The sequence below is a fragment of the Phyllobacterium sp. genome, from assembly GCF_037994425.1.
Lineage (GTDB): Bacteria > Pseudomonadota > Alphaproteobacteria > Rhizobiales > Rhizobiaceae > Phyllobacterium.
Genome location: NZ_JBBNAM010000099.1, coordinates 1 through 25,275 on the forward strand (window position 1 = coordinate 1; position 25,275 = coordinate 25,275).

Sequence of the window (25,275 nt, forward strand, 5' to 3'; positions counted from 1 at the left end):
ATATGTGGTCTTTCCTGCCCGATATCGATCAGTTGTTTGCGGAAGACGTCGATATCGAGGTCCGGCGAAGCTAGTATGACGTCGGTAATCTTGGGTGATATCCGCCTGTCCAGCATCGCTATGTCACGCAAGGCCTCCATTACCGGCCAACTGCCCATCGAATGCGCCACAATCGTGATTTCGGATACGTCCGGGCTCTTGACCGCCTGCTGAATGACATAGCGCAATTCTGACCGAGAAAAATTGGTGCTCTCGCGATCGTAGTTGTAGTCGAGCAAAGCCCCACGCGATGGCCAGGAAAACAGGACCGGCGTCACCTCGGCGCGCGAATCGTGGACAATTTGCGCAAATCGAAAGACCGAATCTTCAAACCGCGTATTAAAGCCGTGAACGAAGATGAGGACGCGTCGGCTGTTCACCGCATGCGATCGATACCAGGTTCGAATGTCCCGGATATTGACGGTGTCGACAGCCGTGGTGACAAAGCTTCGCTCAGGATCGCCAGGAAGCCGGCGCGGCCATTGGATTGTTCCTGGCTTGCGGTTGGGCGGAATCGAGACGACGACATTTGCCAGACTAAGGGCGTCGCCGCGCTCTCCGCTAAAGAAAACACCCTTTTGTGTCGCTGGCGCTCGGGTCGTCGCAACGAGAAGATCGACCTTTGCCGTGTCAGACGGGGGCGGGCTCACGGGCGTGAGCACACCCCGGGCCGGCGACGCGCAGGCCACAACGCCGCTCGCCACAAGCACCAGTACCATTGTCCGCAGAATCACAACGCTTCGAGGCAACACAAGGGTGGATATCCAATTCGCCATCACGACCAATGCCACAGTGCGCGATCGTACGGAAGTTCAAACGGAATTTATTTGAAAGAAGCCAAGGATCGCGCCCACGCCGGTGCCAATCAATGTTGCTATGATTCCCCCCAGCTTTGCTCTCCTGAGCGCGCGCGTCTGCCGTTCGCTTACGCTGCGATTGGTCTGATGCCGTTCCTTGAAAACTTCGAGGTAACGGCGAGAAATTGTCGGTCGGTCGTTGCCGCTATCGGCGTTGGCGAGCCAGAATTCAGCGTCACGCCCCGGCAGGTCGATGTCCCCGACTTCAAGAGCACGAAAGCATTGCCAGGACGCCCAGACGAGGACCAATGTCAGCGATGCAACTTCCCAGCCGACCTCTGGCGAGACTTCACCCGCAGCGAGCGACAGCGCCGGTCACCGTGGCAAGGGCAATGACGGAAAACAGTCAGAAAAGTCCAAGGGCCCGGTTGTTGATCGGATGGGTGAGTGCAACGACGGTATTTCGCCGAAATCGCGTATCCTCGATGGCAAGCTTCCTGTCGTCATTTTCCGGCATCGCAATTATCACCCCTTCAGCTCCAAGCACACGCAGTTGACAGCGGGCACGCAATCGACCGCCTTGCCGCGCCCCGGCCAGCGCTAGTACAAGAGCCAGCCAATAGCCATCGCGACGCCAAGGCCGATCAGAAACAAGACGGTGAATGTGAAGGGCCCGACATTGACGCCGAGCTTTCTTAACCGCTCATCCAGATCATCATGACGCATCGAAAACCCCATCGCTTGTTGTCAGGTCAACCGTGAAGCTTGCGCAGGAGCAATCCAAGGCGCTCCTCCGGGGCAGCGCTGGTTAGTTCACCTGCCGGCGGCCTGCTCGGCATACCGCTCCTGCGACCAGCCCGCACTTCGCTTGGCGTATAGCCAAACTCCCGCTTGAAGGCCCGGCTGAACTCTGCGCCATCACTAAAACACCGCTGCTCGGCGATCTCAATGATACGGCGCTTGTCGTTGGGGTCCGCCAATGCCGCGTGGGCATCGAGGAGCCGCTGATGCTGAATGTAGTGCATGACGCCGCCGAACGGCTCGAACATCCGGTAAAGCCCTGTGCGCGAAATAGCAAGATCGCGACTGAGGACCTCGGCATTGAACGATGGGTCGAACAGTTTTGCATGCACGATGCCCCGTGCCCTTTCAAGCAGGACACGTACGATGGGTGCCTCAGCCTCCTCGATAGTGCCGGCAGACGGCAAAACGCACGCCCGGATCATCGCCCGCGTCGCCCCCACGAGTTCCGGAAGGTTGTCTGCCGCGACCGAAGGCAACCGCTTGGCCAATCCAATAAAGTAGTCGGACAACAGCCGCCCCATCGCCGTGTCGACGAGCGAGAACTCGGCAGCGCCGAGGACCTGTGCTACCTCGGCGCAGAAGTCACGGGGAACAAACAGCATCAGCATGTCGCTGTCGGTGGCCGTCCCTTCAAACCAACGTCCGAGCGAATGGACCTGGACGATACCGGCGCCGCCCTGAAAGCTTCCTGCCGGACCAACCGTGCTGATCATTCCATCGAGTGGAAGGGTCAATGTCCAGTGATCGAGCGCTTCCCTTCGCGTGTGACCCGGGATGCTTGCGAACTCGAGCGCCCTCGTCCTGATCCGGGAGAAGGCAAGGTTGCCAAGATCCCAGACTGTCTGCTTTCCTTCAAAGCCGCTGAACGTGTCCTTGCGCTCGCCAAATTCGAGCATGGGCGAGAAGCTTTTGCGCCAAGTGTCATACTGATGGTCAATCGGCACGCCTCTGGTGTCAAACTTGAACGTGGGGATAGAGGAGAGGCCCGAGGATGGCCGCTTCGAGTGCGGTGAAGGGCAATCGATAACAGCGGCCACTACTGTGGGTGCGAAACTCGGATCGAGCGGAGCATCCGATGGTAAGGTACGATCATGAGCGTTCATGACTTCACCATTCGCCGTAACTGCACGACGTACAGCGAGGGGGCATTGCCTCGCTGTTTGATCCGCTCATGATAATACATCGCACGATTTTTGTCGGGGGAAGTACAGGCATTGCTACTCCAAAAAAGTCACCGGAGTGAGGACCACGCAGTTACGAATGCTTGTCTTTTTAAGTATTGCACAACCGCTGCAGTCTGTTCAGTACGTAACTGTTACGAAACGGGTTGCATAACTTGCGCCATGCGCGCGAGCGCCGGATATCAGGTCGAAGCTTTGTCGGAACTTGCATGGGACTTTGCCGACAAGAGCACGGCAATCCAGTTCGCCCCGGGCGACTTGTCGCAGTAGATAATAAAGGCGATGAGAATGGGCACGCCAATGAACGCGCCCGGCACACCCCACATAAAGCTCCAGAAGAACACCGAAAAAATCACTGCAAAAGGCGAGATCGCCAACGATGTGCCGATCAGCAACGGTTCAAGATAGCTTCCTATCAGGAACTGGATCAGGTTCAGTCCGACGAAAACCGCAAGAGCCATCTGCCAGGAATCAAACTGGCCTATGGCAAAAAGCGTCGGCAGGAAGGTTGCGACGAACGGCCCGAGGAATGGTATGTAATTGAGGGTGAAGGCAATGGCGCCCCAGGCGGCCGCCAGTTCCAGACCGGCGAAATAGGCAAATGCCCAGACGATCAAGCCGGTCAGGACGCTGGCAAACGTGCGCACAAGCATGAACCGGCGCAGCTTCGTTGATATTTCGCGATTGGCATGGAGCATTTTCATGCCCTGTGGCTGGACCGCGGGGGAAGAAAGCCGCTTGCCGAAATCCTCTATTTCCAGGAGGCCGAGCATGACGAAAACAAAGACCAGCAACGCAAATCCAGCAAAACTGTTCAGGCGCCCGGCCAGCCCTTGGGTAAAGCCGACCAGCCATGTCACGTCGAAACGGTCGGCAAGGGGACCGGCGATGGCAATACCGTGTTCTTCCAGCCAGTCGGTCCAGTGGACATAGATATCCTGAAACCTGCGGGCATTGACGAACAGCCATTGACCAAGCTTGCTTAAGCCCCAGGTCACCGAGGATCCGACGGCGATGATGATGAAGATCGTCGAGGATAGCGTCACGAGCAGGGCAACAAGTTGCGGCATAAAGCGCTGCAACCGGATCTGCAGCGGTCCAACGAGCGCAATGACGAATAGGGAGAAGACAAGCGGAACGAAAATTGCCTGTCCGAAGCGGAGCAGCGCGAGAACGAGGATACCGGTCGCAAGGTAACCGATCATCGGTTTTGGATTATGAACTACCATCCCTTCTTACCCACCCCTTGCCCGAACCAACCGTTGACCTCAAATCCGTCTCGCTGCGCGGGGCACTTCGCCCAATGCCAATGATGAGAGTGAGAAAGACCCCGCCAAAAGGTCCCGCAATACCAACCGACGAGAATGACCGGCATGTAGCCGGCGAGGGTGCCGGTCACAGCGCCTCGGAGCGCCGGGCGAAGTCCCTTGGCCCAGGTGGGCAATGGCCATTCCCCGGCGGCTGCCCAAGCCATCCCGATGATGATCGCGATGGTCCAGCTGTGACCACATAAAGTCCCGTGCGCTCTACGGTCTCAAGGGTTACGACGTCGCCTTTTGCAGTGCATCGCGTAGGACCTGTTCCTTGGTCTCATCCAGCGAGGTCTTGAGAACAACGCCGCCGTAACCGGAAATATCCTTCAGGACCTTGTCGGCAGTCATTGACTGCACGAGCACGAACAGTGCGGCGTTGCCGGTCTGTATACTGGCCGCAAGCTCCTTCATAAAGTTGTCGTTGATGCCGACATCCGTCAACGCCCCGCCAAGGGCGCCCGACGCGGCACCGACTGCCGCCCCGATCAGCGGGTTGAGAAAGAGGACGCCAATGAGCAAGCCCCAGAAACTGCCGGATACGGCGCCGGCTGCCGTCGTGCTCACCATTTGGTTGAGCTTGATTTTGCCGGCATCCGTCTTGGTCGCGATGACGGCATCGCCGAGCGTTATCAGATATTCTTTCTGGAGTGCGATAAGGCGATTGCGCACCTCTTCGGCTTTGGCTTCGGTGGGATAGACGATCACAATCAGATCAGACATGTTGCCTCCAACTCATTCATGAGCAACGCTGGGACGCGCTGCAGAAAAACTATATCGTGCCGAGCGCGTCCAAGAGATTAGCCCTAAATCCCAGAGACATGCATTGTGTTTCTTTTTCGATCAAAGCGCGCAAGCACTTGGCCGACGGGTCAATCGCCCGGGGGCGGATTGACGTCGCTGCGCGACCGTTCGCCGAAAAACGTTTTCAATCGAGAAATATCTTCCGGCCGAATGCCTTGTGGATCGGTTACGGCAAGCCAACCGTCGATATAATGCTCCGGGGCGTAGACGTGGCCGTATCCCATCGGCGAGGTTGTCGCGATGGCCATGTCGAACAGGAGCTGCAGCATTGTAACCCCCGGTATCCAGCGTAGACTTGGCGAGACATCCGGACCGCGCGGACTCTTCATCCATTCCGGCTCGCGATAAAGCGCGTGAAAATCAAAGAAGGTCACGGGATCGCTGGCATATTGCAGATAGACGATGCGAAGCGGGCCCCAGACGGCGCCAGGAATATCGAGCGCGTTGTTCTGGTTGGTAAACCTTATGATCGACCCGTCGCGAAAGCGCGGCAACCATGCAGGTGAGCCGGGGTTTCGGTCAGTGCTCACCGTGTTCCAGATGCGACTCTGGAAGGGCGGCCCACTCCACAACGCCCCTTGAAAGGGATCGCCGATAATATCGTAGAGATGGGCGGAAAGTTCGGAATTCATCGCGCCAAGGCTCAGGCCATACAAATAGAGCTTCGGGCGGCTGTCGCGCGGAAGCGTGACCCAGTAGCGATATACTTCACGAAAGAGTGCCTGACCGGCTTCGGCGCCATAGCCCGGTTCCACCAGCAAGGATAACCAGCTTGAGAGATAGGAATACTGCATTGCAACGCTGGCGATGTCGCCATGATGAAGATATTCGACGGTGTCGATTCCCTCGGGATCGACCCATCCAGTTCCCGTCGGAACGATGACAATCAACGCCGATCTTTCGAACCCGCCATCACGCTTCAGTTCCTCAAGTGCAAGGCGCGCCCTTTCATCGACGGTTTCGGCGGAATTCAGCCCGACATAGACACGAACGGGATTAAGCGCGTTTGCATGGAAGAAATCGCCGATCTGCGTGCCGGTCGGTCCGGAAGCGATGAAGGCGCGGCCCTGGCGTCCGAGGTCCTGCCAGTCGAGGACCGAGCCCGGACCGCCGGGTTTTGCAGGGTCCGATGGGCGCGCTGAGCCGTCATCGATCCTGGCATCGAGCTCGCGAAAGGACGTGTCGACGACACGCAAGACCACCCTAAACAAGACACCTTGCGCCACCGACCAGAAGAGTACGACGGCCAGAACGCCACCAATGACCTTGGACACGCGGCGCGGCACGAGGCGGTTCAGCCAGTGCGAGAACAGCCGGAACGTCTGCCTGAAGAGCCGGGCAAAGAGGACGACCACCAGAAAAACGCCGAAGGCGATGGCCGCAAGCTCAAACGGCTCGACGCTTTCGACCGGCCCAAGGCCCATGAGGCTGCGCACCGTATTTTGCCATTCGGCCGCCTTCCACAGAAAAACGCCTGCGGTTCCGATGCACACAATGACCGCGATCCAATTGGCGGCTTTTTGAATGCGCGCGCGGGGTACCGGAATTTCCAGATAACGCCAGAGCCATACCGCCGCAACACCCACACCATAGCCAAGCGCTGCACAAAATCCTGAGAGCGCCCCCTGAACCAGATAGGAGCGCGGCATGAGGCTTGGCGTAAGGGATGCGGCAAAGAAGAGAATGCCGACAAAAAGACCGATGGCGGAGAACGACTTTGCCAGGACTGACATAAAAGCTTTCAAACCGGGCTCCCCTCAACCAACGGTATCGACAAGCTACCCCGTGGGATCGCGATGTCAATTCCGCTGCGTTTCACATTGTTATTGGCCATCCAATGGTTCATCAGCCAGGTGCTTTGCAAATGCCGTCTTTTTCGCCTGGCCTGAACGCAGGTTTTGGTCGATACAAAGACGATCAAATCTGTTGAAATCCGATTTGTCCTGGAGAACCTCTCCTAGTTGTGAACGTGCGGCTCAAGACCGCATAGTTCAGACACTCGGAAAAGACTCATATAATTTCCGTGCAGACGAACCTGCTGAATTGGCCAACGGGGTACGCTACAGTCAAAGCAGATTCGATAGACTTGTTTTCCGAAACGGGCGCGTCCACTATGGTTAGCCCTTTCTGCAAAGCGGTTGAGAAGGGTAGTTGTCCGTTCACCAGGCTTTCAGCGGCCGCTTGCGAAATTACGATCACGGAATCGCGCTCGCGGTCGTTACTGGGCTCAAGCGTGGGAGGTGCGGGGTCTGCCAACGTGTCAAATCCCGCGAGAGTCGGATGGAAGTATGCCCAAGTTCTGCTTTCGATCATCAGAACGAAGAAGTTGGGAAGGGCCGTCAGCCGTGAAATCGGCAGAACATCCCGGAGACGCTGCTGAATTTTGGTCATGAGTACAGTCGCGTGGTGGCGCGACTGTACCATGTCCATCTCCGCTGTGTCGCAATCCGTTAACAGACCAGTCTCGATTGCCTGTCGTGTGGCCACTGCGACGACAAGTGATTGCGGATGCTCAACCGCAAACTCGATTGTCAATGCGCATATCGTGCACATTGTCCCTCCGGGCTCTTTTCTGGTTCACGCAGTGACGATGTTGAACCAGAAGTTGAAGTTGTCGAGCAGGCCGACAAACTCCGACAGTTTCTTCGGATCGCCCGTAAGCTTGGCCTTGCCTTCCACCACCTGTTTTTCCATGGTCGAAATACCAAGCATCACGTCGTTTAGCGACTCTCGGGTCGTGACGATCGAAACATCGGCACTCGGCATGCTCTTATCTTTGGAATAATGGATGGCAGAATTCTCGACACCCACGAGGTATTTCTCGTTTGTGTCGGTCAGTTCCATGTTGATGCTAATGGTCTTACCTGCCGCACGGTCGCCGTTCAGCCGAACACCGAGGAAGTCGAAGAACATGTCGATCGGCATGGCCTTGATCGTGTCCGGACTTGCGGTATTCGGAACTGGCAGTTCGGTCACGCCTTCACGCAATTCCCGCGCGCCAGTCAGGTAGAAGTTACGCCATGGCCCTGACTCCGACTGGTAGCCCAACTGCTCATAGGTATCGGCAAGGAGTTGCTTGGCGGCGACGTTGTTGGCGTCAGCAAAGACAACGTGGTTTACCACTTCGGCAACCCAGCGATAGTCTCCTTTGTCATAGGATTCTTTGGCCATACGCAAAACGTTGTCGGCTCCACCCATGAAGTCGACATAACGCGTACCTGCCTCTGTGGGCGGCAGCTGATGAAGGTTTGCCGGAACGCCGTCGAAGAATCCGAGGCGAAGGTTATATTGGGCAACCGCGTCGTGGTAGACCGTGCCGTAGTAGCTTCTGCATGCCCATGTGGTGGCAAGACCCTCTGGAAGCCGGATGACTTCACCGATTTCCTTCGGTGTCATGCCGCTATTGGCCATCCGCATGACCTGGTCATGCAGGAAGCGGAACAGGTCGCGCTGGCTTTTCAGATGGCTGACTACCCGATCGTTACCCCATGTCGGCCAATGGTGCGAGGTGAACAGTACCTCGGTTTCATCCCCGAACATATCTATCGCCTGCTGGAGGTACTTCGACCAAAGCAGGCCGTCTCGAACCTTTGCCCCGCGTAGAGTGTACAGATTGTGAAGGGTATGGCAGGCATCTTCGGCAGCGCAGAATGCTTTGTACTTCGGTATATAAAACATGAACTCCGATGGAGCTTCCGATTCAGGAGCCATCAACACCTGCAGTTCGATGCCGTCGATCGTTATTTTTTGGCCCGTTTCAGTCGCCCAATCCGTTGGCAACGCGAGGCCGATCTGCCCCGTCGAAGTTGTCTTGCCAAGACCACCATCGACCTGACCCATCGGGCCCCGTGGAAGCAGATTTCCATACATGTAGCTTGCGCGCCGGCTCATGGCATTTCCGGCGATGATGTTTTCGCCGACCGCAGCTTTGGTGAAATCCTCGGGAGCGATGATCTTGACTTTGCCAGCGTCAATATCGGCTTGGTTCACGAGACCCCGTACACCGCCATAGTGGTCAACGTGGCTGTGCGTATAGATTACCGAACAATGGGTTTGTCGCCCAGTTTCGGGACAACGAGTTCCTTCCAGACAGCGGCTGCCGTCTCGGAGCTGACCAGCGGATCAATGACGATATAGCCCGTGTCGGTTCGGATGATGCTCATCACCGAGAGGTCATAGCCGCGAGCCTGATATACCCCGTCGACGACTTCAAAGAGGCCATGGAGCATATTGAGCTTAGCCATGCGCCACAGACTAGGGTTCACCGTATCCGGAGCATCATCCGCTTCCGATGTGCCGAGAAACTGATAAACGCTGAGGTCCCAGACCGGAACGCCTTCAGCATTTTTTATGATCGCCGGGTCCGGGAGGGCCGCCAGAAGTCCGCGACGCGCGTCTTTGAAGTCTTGCACATCATCGAACGGGAGCCCATTGCGATAGAGGGCGTTGTACTCCAGCGTCGCTTGCGTCGCCGGTTTTGCAACACTGCCAGTGCGAGGCACAGGGGGCGCGTCCTGGGCGATTGCCTTTCCGGATTGCCCGACGAGGCTCACAGCCAAACCTGCCGAAGCTACGCGAAGAAATTCCGCCCTGGTGATACCGTTGTTGTTTGAAGAGTTCATGCCGTCCTCCCGAACTTTGATTTTCACAACTTGCAGACGAGGAAATTCACAACCTGTAGACGAAGAATCCTAGTTAGGCGAGTGACAAAGGAAAGTAACGTAACAGTAACGACGGGTAACGTTCTGTTGAATGCACGATTGACGTTTCAAGTGGCCAGAAGTCGTTGGAAGTGCCGCCATGCTGCTGCCGACAAAAAAGCTACAAACTTCTGCGACAAACCAACGTCCGCTTTGGCCCTCATCGAAGTTCAAAAGGGGATGGTGAAGGCGATCTGGCCGCCGTACACGTCGAGATCGTCCTGCCCAATCTTACTGTAGGCGATACGCCCTTCCAGCCGGCTGCCGCTCGTAAAGACCAGGTCCGCGCCGGCAAGGATGTTCCCCGTCACGGACGAGGTCGAGACGATATTGAGGTCCCCATCGAGAATCTTGCCGTCATTCGGACGGTCGAGCATTATATCCATGCCGATACGGGCATAAGGCGTGATGCTGATGCCCGAGGACAGTCGGTATTCCCGGCGCACCTCGGCGGAGAGGGTGGAGATGAACAGGTTGTCGTGTCCCCCGTCCACATCAAGCCTCAGGTTTTCTGGAAGGCCGGACCCCTCCGTCGGACTATAGCTGTGAGACGACGTATCGTCATTCGAATAGAAGAGTTCAAGTTTGGGGCGAATCTCGGTCTCGCCCACAAACCAACGCCCGGTGGCGTTGGCTGAAACGAAGATTCGGTCAAGATCGTAGCTGCCCTGCATTCCGGCGGTATTGTTGTCGACGTCATCTTGCGCATAGCCGGCCCAGAGGTCGAGTACCAGATGGGGGTCGGGTTTCCACGCCACGAACGGGCCGACGAAGTAGCCATCGAAATCGACGTTGGATTGGCCGTCAAACCCGTCGGAACTGGCGTTCTCGTAGCCACCGGCGACACCCAGAACCAGGTCGGGGCGCTGCACCATATCGAATCCCAAAATGCCCCGTTCGAGGTGCCCGTCGCCCCCCCTGAGGGAATCGTCGAAACCTAACGCTGTGCCCTGGAACCAGCCGCGGTAAATCTTCTCACCAGCCCCGCTCGTCGGCTGTGCGGCTCCCCCGTCAAATCCCCAGTCAACGAGGCGCTCGGTGATCGTGTAGGGCTCAACGAAAATCGGCAGCGCGCCGCTGCCGGTGATAGCCTGCTCGATGCTGCGGTCCACGGGGATCGTCATGTCGGCACCGCTGCCGCCACCTCCGCCGCCGGTGCCACCACCGCTGCCGCCATTGCCACCGCCTCCGCCACCACCGCCACCGCTGCCGCCATTGCCACCGCCTCCGCCACCAGTGCCACCACCGCTGCCGCCACTGCCACCGCCGCCACCAGTGCCACCACCGCTGCCGCCATTGCCACCGCCGCCACCATCGTTCGGGTCGAAGTTATAGAGATCGTGTGGTTCTTGGCCCGACGCGTTGGATATGAAGGGCCGAATGTGACCATCGCGAAGTAGGAACTGGCCGGTATCGAACTGGCCGTTCTGCGATTGCAGCAAAAACGTGCCATCAGGTGCGCGATGGCTCCGGACCAGGAAGTACTGCAGGTCTTTGTTGCCGCCGATACGGAAGAGGCTGCCACGCTGGGGACAATCCGGATTTCCGATTGACTGGCCGTTCTTATTTACCTTCTCGACCAGGCAGGCGCCATCCGGTGCTTGCTGTGCCTCGGCGACGCCAGCCGCAAGAGCGAGAGGCGTCGTGCATGCGAGGATGCGGAAATATCGTCGAGTTGCAGGGTATCCGGAAACGCCCGGTTCGAGTGCATTCTCGATAAGGCTCAGGTGCCTTGCGATTTTGCGCATGGTAATCCCCCCTCCGATCCACAATTCCACGCTACGTGAATCGAGACCGGCCACAAACCGGATTGCGCGGCGCGATAAGGAATGCGCCAGACTTGTTGCGGATTGGCAACATTGAGAACTGGAGAAGTGGTCGATGGCGGGCAAGCGGTCAAACTATCGCCCCGGAGCAATCGTTATGGGACCATCGACATCAATGATCGGAACCTGAACCGAGCCGGCCGAGCGTTGCCGACGGTGACTCTCCGAAATGCCGACTATAGAGCTGCGAGAATCGTCCCAGTTCGAAAAATCCCAGCCTCGTCGCCACGGCGGTTACGGTAGCCTGTTGTCCTGAAACCGAAAGCAGTTGCCGGGCTCTTTCCAGGCGCATGCGCGTCAGGAATTCGCGCGGCGAACCGCAATGAACTCGCCTGAAGCTCGTCTGCAAACAACGCACACCAACGCCAACTGCCGTTGCGACCTCCTCAATGCCGATCGTCTCGGTCAAGTTCGCTTCGATACATTCCTCCGCCCACCGAACTTGGAGAAGGCGCATGGCGCGGCAGCAATCGCTTTGAGATCGCCCTCAGGTAAAGGGATGGCCCCATTGTCGATATGCGCCGCATCAGCAGCAGGCGTTGATCCGATTATGGCCAGTACGTTCAATTGACGAAAAAACCGATCGCGAAGGCATTCGCGATGTCGATAAAAAAAGCCGATACCAACGGCAGGATGATGAAGGCCATCGGTGCTGCGCCGTGGAGTTTCGTGATGGCCGTCATGTTGGCGATGGCGGTCGGCGTCGCCCCAAGACTTATGCCAGAAAAGCCGCCGGCAATCACAGCGGCGTCGTAGTTGCGGCCCATCAGTGGGAACACGGCAAACAGTATGTAGGCGATCGCAGCGACTGTCTGGATTGCCAAAACCAGAAGCAGTGAGGGGCCAAGCCCGCCAAGCGTCCAGAGCTGCATGCTCATCAGCGACATGGCAAGAAAGATGCTGAGCGAAAGGTCAGAGACAAGCGCCAGTGCACGGGTGCGCGTCGGCCAGAAGAGCATCGGCATGATCCGCGGAACGACGTTGGTCAGGACAATCGCCGTAAGCAGGCAGGCAACGAAGAGGGGGAGCCGAAATCCAAGGTCGGCCAACAACTCATCGACCGTATAGCCGATAAGGACGGCAACGTTTAGAACGAGAATGGTCCGCAGGAGCGTGACGTGGTTGAGGTCGTCTTCCATTGGGTGGTCAGGGTCATCCGACAATCCGATCGACAGCGCGGCCTCGGGTCCTTTCAGCCGATAACGCGCAATCAAAAGACCTGCGACAGGACCACCGACCAGGCTTGCAATGACAAGACCGAGCGTCGCAGCCGCAACGCCAATTTCCATCGCGTTGGTGAGGCCGAACCGCTCGACGAGTATAGGGGCCCAGGCAATCGTCGTACCGTGTCCGCCGATCAGGGAAGCTGAACCGAGGAGCACGGTAATGCCCTCAGGCAATCCGAGGGCCGCCGCGCTCGCCGCGGCAATGACATTTTGGATGACGAGATAGACCAGCGTCAGGCCAAGCAGGATGATCAGGGGCTTGCCACCGGCGATCAGATCGGCAAGCCGCGCATTAAGGCCAATGCCGGTAAAGAAGTAGAGAAGCAACAAGTCCCGTGCCGCAAGGTCAAACGAGATCGCAATTCCAAGAACGCGATAGGCAATGAGTGTTGCAAGCGCCGCCAGCATACCGCCGGTCACGGCTTCGGGAATATTCCACTGCCGCAATGCAGCGATCCGGCCGTTCAGCTCGGCGCCGATGAAGAAAACGACAATCGCTATCGTCAGACTGACAAAACCTGGAAACGCGATATCTGTCACTGTCGATGAAACCTCGTCTTCTTTTCAGCCTATGCCGGGTTTTGGGCAACCGGCTCCATGGCAGCGCTCCGCGTCGTCGGTTCCTTGACGCGGAATGAGGCCACATAGAGAGCCGGCAGGAAAATCAGGGTCAGAACCGTTGCCACCAGCAATCCGCCCATGATCGCAATCGCCATCGGTCCCCAGAAGATGGTCCAGGCGATCGGGATCATGCCTAAAACGGTGGATATGGCGGTCAGCATGATGGGACGGAACCGTGACACGGTGGCGTCGATCACTGCGTTCCATACCTCGGTCCCCTTGGCCCGCTCTGTCTCGATCTGTTCGATCAGGATCACGGCATTTTTTGCGATCAGTCCGAGGAGCGACAAAATACCGAGAATGGCGACGAAGCCGAGTGGTCTGTTGAAGATGAAGAGCGAGCCCACAACGCCGATCAGACCCATCGGGACAACGCTCAGCACCAGAAACAGTCGGCTGAAACTCTTCAGTTGGATCATGAGAATTGTGATCATCAGGAACAGCATGATCGGCACTACGGCAATGACCGAAGCCTGGGACTTGGCGCTTTCCTCAACTGTACCGCCCGTCACGATGCGATAGGGACCGGTCAGGCCCGCGTTGAGCTTGTCGATCTCCGGCTCAAGTTCCTGAACGATTGCTTCCGGCGAAGCGCCAGCGGCGACGTCGGCTTGTACGGTGAGCGTCGGGACGCGATCGCGGCGCCAGATAACCGGAAATTCCTGATCGACCTCGAAAGTCGCAAACTGGCTCAACGGAACGGCGCGGCCGTTTGGAAGCGGGAATTGCAGCGTGCGCAGATTGTCGAGTGAGACGCGCTGCTCATTTGTCGAGCGGACAACAACGTCGATCAGATAAATGTCATCACGCACCTGCGTCACGGCCATTCCAGAGACCACAGTGTTGAGGGCCGCGGCCAGTGCCTGCGAACTCAGACCCAACAGGCGTGCCTGGTCCTGATCGATGTGAACGCGGATCGTGCGCGCCGGTTCGATCCAGTCGAAATTGACCCGCTTGAGCTGCCCATTGGCGCCCATGACCTGCGCCAGGCGTTGGGCGATTTCGCGGACCTCGTTGGGATCAGGACCGCTCACCCGGTATTGAACGGGCCAGCCGACGGGTGGCCCGAGCTCCAGCAGCGAGACGCGTGAAATGGCGCTTGGGACCTTTTCCGCCAGTTCCTGCTCCAGGCGCGCACGCAGCCGCTCGCGGCTCGGCACATCCTTGGCAACGACGACCGCCTGCGAGAAGAACTCATTGGGCAGTTCAACGTTGAGCGGCAGGTAGAAACGGATGGCTCCGCGCCCGACGTTGGTGCTCCAGTGGGCCACATCCGGATCATCCTTGAGAAGCGCATCGAGGTCATCTGAGGCCTTCTGACTGGCCTCGATCGAAGCGTTCTGCGGCAGCCTAATGTCGACGAGTAGCTCGGGACGGTCCGACGATGGGAAGAACTGTCGTGGCACGAACGGAAGGGCGAGAAGCGCAAGGACGAAACAGGCGAGCGTCAGACCGATGGTCAGCCAACGCAGGCGCAACGCGCCGAGGAGTAGGCTGCGGAAAAAGCTAAGGATGATCGACGGTTTGCCCGTTTCGGCTTTCTCGGGCTTCTTGAGGAGGGCGACCCCGAGGAGGGGTGAGAAAATCACGGCGCCAAGCCAGGAGACGACGAGGGCGATACTGACAACTGCGAAGATCGAGAACGTATATTCACCTGCTGAACTTCGCGCAAATCCGATCGGCACAAAACCCGTGGCGGTGACGAGCGTACCCGTCAGCATGGCGGCCGCCAGCGTGCGGAACGTAAAGCTCGCCGCCTCTTCCTTTTCGTCGCCGAGTGCGAGGCGCGTCGTCATGGAATCGACAGTTGTCATCGCGTCGTCGACCAAGAGGCTAAGCGCAATGATCAGGGCGCCGAGTGATACGCGCTGCAGGTCGATCCCGACGATCTGCATGACAGCAAAGACCATCGCCAGCGATAGTGGAATCGCCAGCGCGACGACGGTACCCGCGCGTATGCCGAGGCTGATGAAGCTGACAGCCATGATGATGAGGATGGCCTGCCAGAGCGACGTGGTGAATTCGCCGATGGCATCATCGACGACCTGCGGCTGGTTGGCGACAAGCGTGGTGTCGATGCCGATTGGCAGATCGGCCGTGATCTCCTGCATTGCCGCGGTAATATTGCGGCCGAGTGCCAGAATATCGCCGCCCTCGCGCATGGAAATCGCAAGGCCCATGGCGGGCTTGCCGTTGACGCGGAACATGGGCTGTGGCGGATCCGCATAGGCCCGGTGGATTTCGGCGATGTCGCGCAGCCGGATGAGACGCCCATTGGCAACGAAGTTGAGATTTCGCAAATCTTCTTCCGAATCGAAGGCGCCACTGACACGCAGCGACAGTCTTTCGTCCGCGGTGCGCAGCGTGCCCGAGGGGCTCACCACGTTCTGCGCCTGCAGCGCGGCGATCACGGCGGCCCTGTCAATGCCAAGACCAGCCAGTTGCTCGGTTGAGAATTCGATGAAAATTCGTTCTGGCTGGGCGCCGAGCACGTCGATCTTCGAGACATCCGGCACATGCAGCAGACGCGAGCGAGCGTCATCGACATAGTCGGCAAGTTCGCGCTGGGTGAAGCCATCCGCCGTGAAGCCATATATAATGCCGAACGTGTCGCCAAAGTCATCGTCGAAACCGGGCCCGACAATGCCGGCCGGCAATGTCGGGCGAATATCGCCAATGCTCTTGCGCACCTGGTACCAGACATCGGGAACTTCCGCCGACGTCGTGGCGTCCTTGAGGTTCACGAAGATCGTCGTCACGCCGGCATTGGTAAAACTGCGCAGAAAATCGACTTCGGGTATCTCCTGAAGCTTGCGTTCAAGCCGTTCGGTAACCTGTTTAAGCGTGTCGTCGAGCGTTGCGCCGGGCCAGGCAGCCCTGACAACCATCGTCTTGATTGTGAAGGCAGGATCTTCGTTGCGACCGAGATTGATAAACGCCGCCACGCCGGCCACAACGACCGCAATCATCGCGTAGATCACGAGCGAGCGGCTCTTCAGGGCCCAGGCTGACAGATTGAAGCCATTCATTGGGTCGATCCAAGCAAGCGAACTTCCTGGCCATCGTGCAAGGCTTGAACGCCCGCGGTCACAACGACCTCGCCCGGATTGAGGCCCTGGGCAATGATGACCGTAGCGGGATCAAAGCGAAGGACTTCGACATTGCGCGTCGACACCGTCTTCTTTTCCTGATCCACGATCCATACCGCGGGTTGTCGGTTGAATTTGGTCAGTGCCGTGGCCGGTATCGCGATCTCCGGCGATGAATCGACCGTCACGCGTCCGGTGACTGTCGAGCCGAGGCGCATGGCCGCCGGCGTGTCGCTCAGGCCGACGCGTACCCGGAAAGTCCGCGTGGTGGGATCGGCCTGAGGCGCAACTTCGCGTACCCGTCCTTTGGCCTTGACCGCTGGATCATCGGTCAGGGCGACCTCTACGACGACCGTATCCGGCGCTTGTCGCAAAAACTGCGCCGGCACATCGAATATGGCGTCGCGGCCATCCTGCCGGGCAACCTGCAGCACCATTTGCCCTGCCTGAACAACCTCGCCTGGTTCGACACCAACGGCAGTGACGTTGCCGGCAGCATCGGCATGCAACTCCGTGAAGCCCACGCGATCCTCGGCATTGTCCAACTGGGCCTGCGAACTGTCGACTTGGGATTGCGCCGCGCGCATGGCCTGCTGCGCGGCATCATATTGTGCGCGTGTCGTAAAACCCTGCCGCAACAGGGCTTCCTGTCTTTCGAACGCGTTACGCGTCTTGACGAGCTGCCCTTCGGCAGCAACGAGGTTGGCCTGTGCGGTGCGCAGGGCACTGACCTCATTTTGGGGGTCGAGCTTTGCCAGGATCTGTCCCGGCTCGACGGGATCACCGACATTGACCAAGCGTTCAATCACACGCCCGCCAAGCCGAAACGCAAAGGAAACCTGATTCTCAGCCTCGACATGGCCCGTAAGGCTCACGCTGTCGCCGAGCTTGCGCTCCTCGACCGTAACGGTTCGTACAGGGCGAATGAGTGGGGCGGCCTCCTCGGGCTCATCCCGGCAACCGGCGAGCATGGGGCCTGCCATCAGAAAGCCACACAGCGCGCAAAGCGCGCGCACCCTTCGCATCGACCTACTCACTGAAACCAGCATTCTCATGCACTCCAGGAAACTCTCATAAAAAAAGGACAAAGCGTGTGTCTGAGGGGCACTTCGACTATAACGCCTGTCTGCGGTTTGTGATTGGTCAGAAATCCCAAATGGCTGCTTGGAATCCCAATTTCCGGGGGGGCGAAAGTCGCTTTTCAGAACACGCATGCGGCGGATTGACTTCAGGTAACCTGCGCGGAGCAAAATTGCGGCTCGCTTATGCTCCAGCACGCGTCCGCTGTCGCAAATTTAATGAATCAAACGGGTTAGGGTGGTCGGGGTTATTGTCAACGTCATCAGCGCATATCTCTGGGCAACCAAAGTTGACGTTGGGATGGCGACAAAACGAACGTACCTTACGGCTGACAGAACCCGCGCATGGATCGGTTCATTTCACGGACGCTTGGCTTGAATACGCACACCGCGCCGTGGCGAAACGATAACAATTGATTTGACGACGGTGAAGCTTACGAGAATGCCTCAGTCAGGACCACGGCATTAAAGCCGGGAAATTTGAACTGAAAGCTTGGTTTTGGGATTCCCTGCGGGTCACAGGTAATTGAAGCAACACTATATTCAACCGTTGCGAGCTTCGAAATTGGTGACCTCACCTGGGGAATGAAGGAGGTGCAACTGCTTTTATTGTTCGGCTTGTCGCTTGCCAACGCGACAATGGAAAAAGGGGCGTGAGCATCAGTACCTGATGCGATCATTGGCTGATCAATTACCAACGATCTCTATGTCGCTTTGGCGGAATGTCCCGGGACGGCATCTTGACCATGGCTTATCGTCTTTGCGACCACAAATTGAGCACGCCCAGAAAACGCACCATCTGAACCTTAATGTCCTGCGACCAATTGGGCGCTATCGGTTGGCTTAATGGGAGGCATGAAATGGCCACTGCCAATACTGCATCAAAGACCGTGATGCAAAGATTTCTAGACAGCGTCGAGAAGGTGGGAAACATGGTTCCCCATCCCGTGGTCATCTTCCTGATCCTGATCGGCATCGTTATTGTTCTGTCAGCCATCCTGAGTGCTTTCGGGGCGGCGGTCAGTTATGAGCGCATCAATCCCGACACACACGAGATCGAAACTGCCTCTACGGCGATACGCAGCCTTCTGAACGTGGAGGGCATCCGCTTTCTCTACTCCTCGCTCATTCCCAATTTCATGAGTTTCACAGCTGTGGGACTTATGATCGCCGCCATGATCGGCGCGGGTGTAGCTGAGGAATCCGGTCTGGTCACAGCCCTGATACGAAAGCTTGTAATTGTTTCGCCGCGCTGGGCGCTGACTTACATCCTGGCATTTGTGGGCATCCTTGCAAGTATTGCAGCCGATGCAGGTTATCTGGTCCTCATACCGCTCGCCGGGGTCGCCTATCTCGCAGTCGGACGACATCCGCTGGCTGGTCTGGCGCTCGGTTTTGCCGCGGTGGCCGGCGCTTTCACCGTCAACATGCTCATCAAACCTCTCGATGCGGTCCTCGTGGAATTCACCAACGACGCGGCGCGGCTGGTCGATCCTGAGCGATCGATCGGATTGGCGTCGAATGTCTGGTTCTCCATCGCATCTGTGATCTTCCTCACTGTCCTTATCGCATTGATCACCGACCGCATGATTGCGCCGCGACTGGGAGACTATAAGCCGGAGGCATCGGCTGACGGAGGCATTCCAGAGCAAGGCGCAACACTGTCCGAGCAGGAATCACGCGGTTTGAGGTTTGCGCTCTACGGGCTTATAGGCCTTCTGGTGGTGTTCTTGCTGCTCACTGTCCCCAGTGGCGCGCCGCTGCGCAATCCCACAACCGACGAACTGATCGGCAACTCGCCGTTCATGAACGGCCTGATCGCACTCATCATGCTCATGTTCCTGGTGACAGGGTGGACATACGGCATTGGCGCCGGCACTTTGCGGACACTGACGGAGGTGATCGCGGCGATCGAGAAGTCCGTAAAGAATATGGGTGGTACGATCTTCCTGTTCTTCGTCCTCAGTCAGTTCGTTGCCTACTTTACCTATACCAACATAGGCACCGTCATGGCACTTAGCCTTTCTGGTGCGCTACAGGCGGCCAATATTGGTGCGCTGCCACTACTGATCGGCTTTATCGTCGAGGTCGCAATCATTGACTTGCTGCTGACCGGCGCAATTGCAAAGTGGGCGATCTTCGCTCCCGTCTTCGTGCCACTTCTGATGAAGCTCGGCGTCGAGCCGGAAGCCGTCCTTGCGGCCTATCGCGTTGGCGACTCGCCGATGAACGCAATCACTCCGCTCAATGCCTATTTTGCGCTCGTCGTCGGCTTCGCCCAGAAATACGACAAGTCGGCGGGCGTCGGCACCATAGTCTCGCTGATGCTGCCCTATGTCGTTTTGATTTTCGTGCTGTGGACGGGTCTGTTTGCAGTCTGGAAGGCCCTGGGGCTGCCCTGGGGCCTCTAGCGAACCCGGGATACCTCAGCGATTAAACTCAAATGATCGGATGGACATCATGAGCAACACCTCTATTCCCCTCGACGTCGCGGCGGCGGAAGATCACCTGATGCGATTCCTCTCAGTCGAGGGCGTAACCGGACAGGAAGCCAACATTGCCGCTGCCGTCTGCGACGCTTTGAAGAAGATCGGCGTACCGGAGTCGGCCATTCGTTTCGACGACGCCAACAAGCGTATTCCACTGCCAACGGAAACGGGCAATCTGATCGTCGATTTGCCCGGAACGCGGCCGGGACCGCGGCTTCTATTTTCCACTCACCTCGACACCGTGCCGCTGTGCGCAGGTGCCAAGCCGCGTCGCGAGGGCGACCGCATCGTCTCGGACGGTACGACTGCTCTCGGCGGTGATGCCCGCACTGGCGTCGCAGTTCTTGTCGTGGTCGCCGAGACGCTTCTCAAGCAAAAGCTGCCGCATCCTCCAATCACGCTATTATTCACCGTACGCGAGGAAAGCGGGCTGCATGGTGCGCGCGAGCTAAACCCTGCCGATCTCGGCGGGGCGGTCATGTGCATCAATGTGGATGGCCAGATGGCATCCGACCTGATCATCGGCGCTGTCGGTCAGGAGAATTGGGAAGTAGAGATCACCGGCCGCGCCTCGCATGCGGGCGTCGCACCCGAAAAGGGCATATCAGCAACGATGGTCGGAGCGATGGCACTTGCCGAAGCGCGGCGTCAAGGCTGGTTCGGCAAGGTCGTCAAGTCAGACGGTCGGGGCACGAGCAATGTCGGAATCTTCGGCGGCAAGGACAACAAGCCGGCCGGCGACGCGACCAACGTCGTGACCGACTATGCCTTCATCAAGGGCGAGGCACGCAGTCCCGAATCCGCCTTCGCGACCAAGATCGCCCGAGGCTACAAAGATGCATTCACCAAGGCGCAGAGCGAAGTCACAGATGATGCGGGCGACACCGCCGAGCTGAAATTCAGCCATGTGGCATCCTATCCACCGTTCGAACTGGGTAAAGACACTCCAATCGTGAAGCGTGCAACCAGGGCGCTGCAGACGCTCGGCATCGAGCCAGTCTTTGTCTTCTCCAATGGCGGACTGGATGCCAACTGGCTCGACAAACATGGTGTCCCCACCATCACCATCGGCTCCGGCCAGGCCGAGATCCATACCATCAAAGAGTATGTGAACCTTTCGGAGTTTGAAAAAGGCTGCCGTATTGGCGTACTTATGGCGACGCTCGATGACTAATGGTCCCGCGGGCCATCTGGCAGCCGGTGGTCGCCCGAGAGGGGACAATCTTCGCGGCCTGTGGTCAATGATGGCCCTTGTCGACGTCGGGTGGATTTGCTTGAGACGATCCTGATGTAAGGGACGGGTTGGATAGCCCGAGCAGGGCCAAATGAGGAGCTGAGTGATTGAGCCCGATAGCATACATAGCGACTATCATCGCCGTTGCCGTCGTTCTGTTCGTCTCGAACAAGCTGCCGGTCGTCGTCGTCGCCATGCTGACATCGTTGGCACTTTGGGCAAGCGGCGTGCTGACGCTTGGCCAGGCGCTTGGCGGCTTCGGTGATCCGGCGGTCATCTTCATTGCCTCGCTTTTCGTTGTCAGCTCCGGGCTTGAGGTCACCGGGGTCACCGCCTGGGCCGGGCAGTTGCTCATCCGTGGTGCTGGCGAAGAAAGCCGGGCACGCCTATTGCTTCTGACGATGGGGCTGGTTGCGCTGCTGACCGCCCTCATCAGCGTCAACGGCGCCGTCGCAGCGCTTCTGCCTGTGGTGGTTGTTATTGCCGTCCGCCTCAAACGCAATTCGTCGCAATTGCTCATGCCGCTGGTTTTTGCCGCGCATGCCGGCTCCATGCTTGCACTGACGGGAACGCCGGTGAACGTGCTGGTATCGGAGGCCGGTTTCGATGCCGGTGTCGGCGGCTTCGGCTTCTTCGAGTTCGCGCTTGTCGGCGTGCCGCTTCTGGCCGGAAGCATGGCGATCATCGTGCTGTTCGGAAAGCAGCTTCTTCCCGAACGCAATGGCGCCACCATGCCAGCCGATTTCAGCCGCCACGCCAAAACGTTGGTAGAGCAATACGGGCTCGCCAGCGGTATCTACCAGCTCAGGGTGCGTAAAAGCTCGCCCTATGTGGGCATGGCGTCGTCAGGGATCGAACTATCCGCGTATCCAGGGCTGCAGCTTGTCGCTATACAGGAGGGTGAAACGGCCGGGCCGCTGCGAAGGCCGCTCGTGGCCGAAGGAGACCATCTGCTGATACGCGGTGATAACGATGCGGCAGCGGCATTCGCAGCGCAGATGCATCTTGCGTTTCGCGACGAGAAGGCAGTCGGCCAAGGCGAGGAGACGCTGTTCAATCGCAGCTCTGGGCTTGCAGAAGTCGTCATTCCGCCACGCTCCGGTCTTATCGGGCAAAGCGTCTTTCCGGGTATGGTTACCGAAAGCGGCGACCTGATCGTTCTGGCAGTGCAGCGCCCAGGTTTGGAAATCGCCGCGGTCAACACGGCCAAGGGCACTGGTGCAACCGTGCTACAGGCTGGTGACACCATGCTGCTACAGGGAACCTGGAAAGCCCTTGACGTTCACCTCGACGATCCTGATGTCCTGGTGGTTAATTCGCCAGAGTTGGTTCGTCGTCAGGCCGTTCCCATGGGACCGGGCGCGCGTCAGGCCATCGTCATTTTATTTGCAATGGTTTTCCTTCTCGCGACCGGCATTGTGCCGCCGGCCGTGTCTGGCCTGCTTGCTGCCGGTGCGATTATCCTGTCCGGTATCATGAATGTCGAGCAAGCCTATCGCGCCATCGGTTGGACGACGGTGATCCTCGTCGGCGCGATGATGCCACTTTCGACTGCAATGGTCGAAACAGGGGCGGCAAAGCTGATGGCCGAACATCTTGTCAATTTCGTCGGAGATGCCGGTCCTGTGGCGCTGCTTGCGGGATTGTTCATCCTGACGGCGGTGATGGGGCAGCTCATCAGCAATACAGCAACCGCACTTATCGTTATCCCGATCGGTGTGGCGGCCGCCACAGCGATGGGCATCTCGCCGCGTCCGGTGCTCATGAGCACCGCAGTAGCGGCGGCAGCGGCATTCCTGACACCGATCGCCACGCCGACGAATTTGATGGTTATGGGCCCGGGCGGTTATGCCTTTAGCGATTATTGGAAGCTCGGCTTGCCACTGCTGATCTGGTTCTTTGTGGTTTCTGTTTTCATCGTGCCGTTGATCTGGCGTTTCTGAGATTTTACGGGGCCCTATCCCTCTGTCACGTTGACGTCATGGGGCGCAAAACAGGCACCTTTCGGCGACAGCTGTTGTTGCCGTGGTGTTTTGCTGGTCTCAACCTGAGCCAAGCGACTTACTTCGATTTCACCAGCCCGGAGAACCCTGCGACCGCCAGCAGGCTCAATGCCCAGCCAACGACCGACTGGAAGAAATAGTATTTCAGGATGAATTGGCCGTTGGGTTTTGTCGGATCGGGCCTCCAATATTCCTTTTGACCGATCGACAGCACCGGCAACAGGACATCCAGCGAATACATGAGCGGGTTGAACTCAGGATAGCTGGCCGCTTCAGGCTGATTGAGGAAGCAGGAGAGCTGATCTTCTCCAGTCGCCGCGCGGCCCGTGAAGGTCTCTCTGCTCGAGGGCATGTAGCGGCTGTCGGTTCGCTCCAGACCGCACAAAGTCCATTCGAGCGAACGCAAAATGACCGGGCTGTTCGGCTTCACGGCGCCACTTTTTGCGGCGAACGCGAACACGCCCGTGCCGATCGCCCAAAACAAGATCAGCCAAAGCAGCGCCAGGAGGGGCTGGCGTCCATAGCGAAGAGTTACGGCCAATATGCCGTCGGTTGTGGCCAAGGCGACGCGCAGCGCCGGATTCCTTGCGCGTGCCCGTCGTGCGCGCCGCTGCAACCGTTCCTTGGTGATCAGAACGGCGCGGGCATCCTCGTCGTGACCCATTTCCCGCAGCACCGTCGACAGCTGTTCGTAGGGCTGCGGCCAGAAATCCGCGTTCCATCGTTCAGGCATCTGACGCGACAGCCAGTCGAGCCTGCTTGCCGCATCGACGGGGCCGCCGATGAACGCCCCGTATTGGCAACGGTTTAGCAGCAAATCACCCGCCTTTGGCCAGCTTGACTGTTCGTCATCAATTGCACCGATTGATGTCGCCGTCAGGTCGAGCGCGCCATCAACCGACGCACCCTGCCGCAGGAAGAATGCGCCATTGACGCTTGCACGATTGAGCCTCAGTGCATAGCCGCCCGGCTGCGAGAGCGTCGCCGACGTGCAATCGATGTCTCCCCCGAAGCGAGCACCCAGCAGGCTGGCCTCGCCGACGATGGTTGCCCCTCGCATGGCAAGGTCACCACCTGCGTCGATGGCGTCCCCGTTCAGGGCGACTTCGTCAGGACGCTCAATCCGTGCGCCGACAGCGTTGAGATCGCCGCCAAGCCGGACGCCCGAAAAATTGATGCCCCCCCGGATGTCTGCGCCACGCAACAGGATCGCACCACGAACCTCTGATCCATCAGCGTCAAGAACAATGCCGCCGGGCGAGACGATCGATGCGCCGTCTACCTCGATGTTGCCGCCTATACGCGCCCCGGAAAGACGGATTTCTCCAGTGACAGTCGCACCGCGCATCGATAGACCCCCTCGCGCTTCGAGACGATCGGCCTGCAGGCCAGGCAGGGACGAACCATCCAAAAAAAGGTTGTCGATAATGGCAGAACGCAGCACCGGCGAAGCCTCGAAACGGCAGTCCTTGAGCCCTATGTCGCGCGGAATCCGGCAACCTTCAAGGTCAAGAATACCGGTTACCCATGCACCGCTAAGCCTCAACCCCTTTTCATGCGAACGGTATTCGCTATTGCCGAGGATGAGGAAGCGCAGAAGCTCCGCGCGCACGGTGCGCGTTGGATCCTCCCGCTCCGGGCGCAATCCGTCTCCAAGCCTGTCGAAATCTCCGAAACTCAGACGCGCAACGATCTTGGCTTCCGCCGCGCTCAGCGGCTCGAAACTAGCGAGGCTAGACACAACGGGGATGGCAGATTTAGCTTTCGGAGGGTTCTCGTTCATGAGCGCGATATCCGTTTCACGTCGACTGAAAAAACAGCATATCAGATCCAGATCGCCTTCTTGGCTTGCCTGGATCGGCGCTCCGACGGGGCAGGTCGTAGAGGCGCGCGTTTGCTCATGCCATCAAAATTGTCATTGCCGAATCGCATCGGCCCAAAAGCGGCCGTCCAAACACTCTACCTTCCCACCGGACCACTGTGATTGGCATTGAGTCCCAAACCTGTGCTCCAGATACTATTCACCGGAACAAAAGCAATCTTTTCGCCAAATAAAACCAAGGATCCTACAAC

19 protein-coding genes are annotated in these 25,275 nt (G+C 58.3%); 4 read left to right on the forward strand and 15 right to left on the reverse strand.

The genetic code is table 11. The features are described 5' to 3' along the window. Positions 1-758, reverse strand: a 758-nt coding sequence (locus AAAB35_RS07005; RefSeq protein ID WP_340667487.1) for an alpha/beta fold hydrolase, incomplete at its 3' end; no start/stop codon positions are given. A gap of 331 nt (positions 759-1,089) precedes the next feature. On the opposite strand from AAAB35_RS07005, the gene AAAB35_RS07010 reads away from it, so the two are divergent. Beyond that, positions 1,090-1,440 carry a hypothetical protein gene (locus AAAB35_RS07010; protein ID WP_340667488.1) on the forward strand — a complete coding sequence of 117 codons (351 nt, stop codon included), beginning with the start codon at positions 1,090-1,092 and terminating at the stop codon, positions 1,438-1,440. Here AAAB35_RS07010 and AAAB35_RS07015 read toward each other — a convergent pair. The 13 genes from AAAB35_RS07015 to AAAB35_RS07075 form a co-directional block, all read right to left on the reverse strand. Next, positions 1,437-1,562, reverse strand: coding sequence for a hypothetical protein (locus tag AAAB35_RS07015; protein ID WP_340667489.1), 126 nt, complete (start codon positions 1,560-1,562; stop codon positions 1,437-1,439). The genes AAAB35_RS07010 and AAAB35_RS07015 overlap by 4 nt on opposite strands. 26 nt (positions 1,563-1,588) lie before the next feature. Further along, a complete protein-coding gene (locus AAAB35_RS07020; protein WP_340667490.1) occupies positions 1,589-2,743 on the reverse strand; it encodes an AraC family transcriptional regulator in 1,155 nt (384 codons plus the stop codon). A 260-nt stretch (positions 2,744-3,003) separates the two neighbouring features. After that, positions 3,004-4,050, reverse strand: coding sequence for an AI-2E family transporter (locus AAAB35_RS07025; RefSeq protein WP_340667491.1), 1,047 nt, complete (start codon positions 4,048-4,050; stop codon positions 3,004-3,006). A 312-nt stretch (positions 4,051-4,362) separates the two neighbouring features. Then, positions 4,363-4,854 (reverse strand): DUF1269 domain-containing protein, encoded by a 492-nt coding sequence (locus AAAB35_RS07030; protein WP_340667492.1) that lies wholly within the window; start codon positions 4,852-4,854, stop codon positions 4,363-4,365. Positions 4,855-5,003: 149 nt separating this feature from the next. Continuing rightward, a complete protein-coding gene (locus AAAB35_RS07035; protein WP_340667493.1) occupies positions 5,004-6,668 on the reverse strand; it encodes an alpha/beta-hydrolase family protein in 1,665 nt (554 codons plus the stop codon). Positions 6,669-6,945: 277 nt separating this feature from the next. Beyond that, positions 6,946-7,470, reverse strand: coding sequence for a hypothetical protein (locus tag AAAB35_RS07040; RefSeq protein ID WP_340667494.1), 525 nt, complete (start codon positions 7,468-7,470; stop codon positions 6,946-6,948). A 42-nt stretch (positions 7,471-7,512) separates the two neighbouring features. Beyond that, positions 7,513-8,925, reverse strand: coding sequence for an alkyl sulfatase dimerization domain-containing protein (locus AAAB35_RS07045; protein WP_340667495.1), 1,413 nt, complete (start codon positions 8,923-8,925; stop codon positions 7,513-7,515). Positions 8,926-8,972: 47 nt separating this feature from the next. Next, positions 8,973-9,557, reverse strand: coding sequence for a hypothetical protein (locus AAAB35_RS07050; RefSeq protein ID WP_340667496.1), 585 nt, complete (start codon positions 9,555-9,557; stop codon positions 8,973-8,975). Positions 9,558-9,805: 248 nt separating this feature from the next. Beyond that, on the reverse strand, positions 9,806-11,383 hold the full coding sequence (locus AAAB35_RS07055; protein WP_340667497.1) for an autotransporter outer membrane beta-barrel domain-containing protein: 1,578 nt from the start codon (positions 11,381-11,383) through the stop codon (positions 9,806-9,808). Positions 11,384-11,573: 190 nt separating this feature from the next. Continuing rightward, positions 11,574-11,870 (reverse strand): helix-turn-helix transcriptional regulator, encoded by a 297-nt coding sequence (locus AAAB35_RS07060; protein ID WP_340667498.1) that lies wholly within the window; start codon positions 11,868-11,870, stop codon positions 11,574-11,576. 154 nt (positions 11,871-12,024) lie between these two features. Further along, positions 12,025-13,227 carry a sodium/glutamate symporter gene (gene gltS / locus AAAB35_RS07065; protein WP_340667499.1) on the reverse strand — a complete coding sequence of 401 codons (1,203 nt, stop codon included), beginning with the start codon at positions 13,225-13,227 and terminating at the stop codon, positions 12,025-12,027. A gap of 29 nt (positions 13,228-13,256) precedes the next feature. After that, positions 13,257-16,337, reverse strand: coding sequence for an efflux RND transporter permease subunit (locus tag AAAB35_RS07070; protein WP_340667500.1), 3,081 nt, complete (start codon positions 16,335-16,337; stop codon positions 13,257-13,259). Beyond that, a complete protein-coding gene (locus AAAB35_RS07075; RefSeq protein WP_340667501.1) occupies positions 16,334-17,422 on the reverse strand; it encodes an efflux RND transporter periplasmic adaptor subunit in 1,089 nt (362 codons plus the stop codon). Before AAAB35_RS07075 ends, AAAB35_RS07070 begins: the two co-directional genes overlap by 4 nt. 914 nt (positions 17,423-18,336) lie before the next feature. On the opposite strand from AAAB35_RS07075, the gene AAAB35_RS07080 reads away from it, so the two are divergent. The 3 genes from AAAB35_RS07080 (at position 18,337) to AAAB35_RS07090 (ending at position 23,142) form a co-directional block, all read left to right on the forward strand. Continuing rightward, complete coding sequence (locus tag AAAB35_RS07080) at positions 18,337-19,887, forward strand: AbgT family transporter (RefSeq protein ID WP_340667503.1); 1,551 nt, start codon at positions 18,337-18,339, stop codon at positions 19,885-19,887. Positions 19,888-19,927: 40 nt separating this feature from the next. Continuing rightward, positions 19,928-21,139 carry a M20/M25/M40 family metallo-hydrolase gene (locus AAAB35_RS07085; protein WP_340667505.1) on the forward strand — a complete coding sequence of 404 codons (1,212 nt, stop codon included), beginning with the start codon at positions 19,928-19,930 and terminating at the stop codon, positions 21,137-21,139. Between the two features lie 167 nt (positions 21,140-21,306). After that, positions 21,307-23,142 (forward strand): SLC13 family permease, encoded by a 1,836-nt coding sequence (locus tag AAAB35_RS07090; protein WP_340667507.1) that lies wholly within the window; start codon positions 21,307-21,309, stop codon positions 23,140-23,142. A gap of 118 nt (positions 23,143-23,260) precedes the next feature. On the opposite strand, the gene AAAB35_RS07095 is transcribed toward AAAB35_RS07090, so the two are convergent. Next, on the reverse strand, positions 23,261-24,985 hold the full coding sequence (locus AAAB35_RS07095) for a hypothetical protein (RefSeq protein ID WP_340667509.1): 1,725 nt from the start codon (positions 24,983-24,985) through the stop codon (positions 23,261-23,263). Positions 24,986-25,275: the final 290 nt, after the last annotated feature.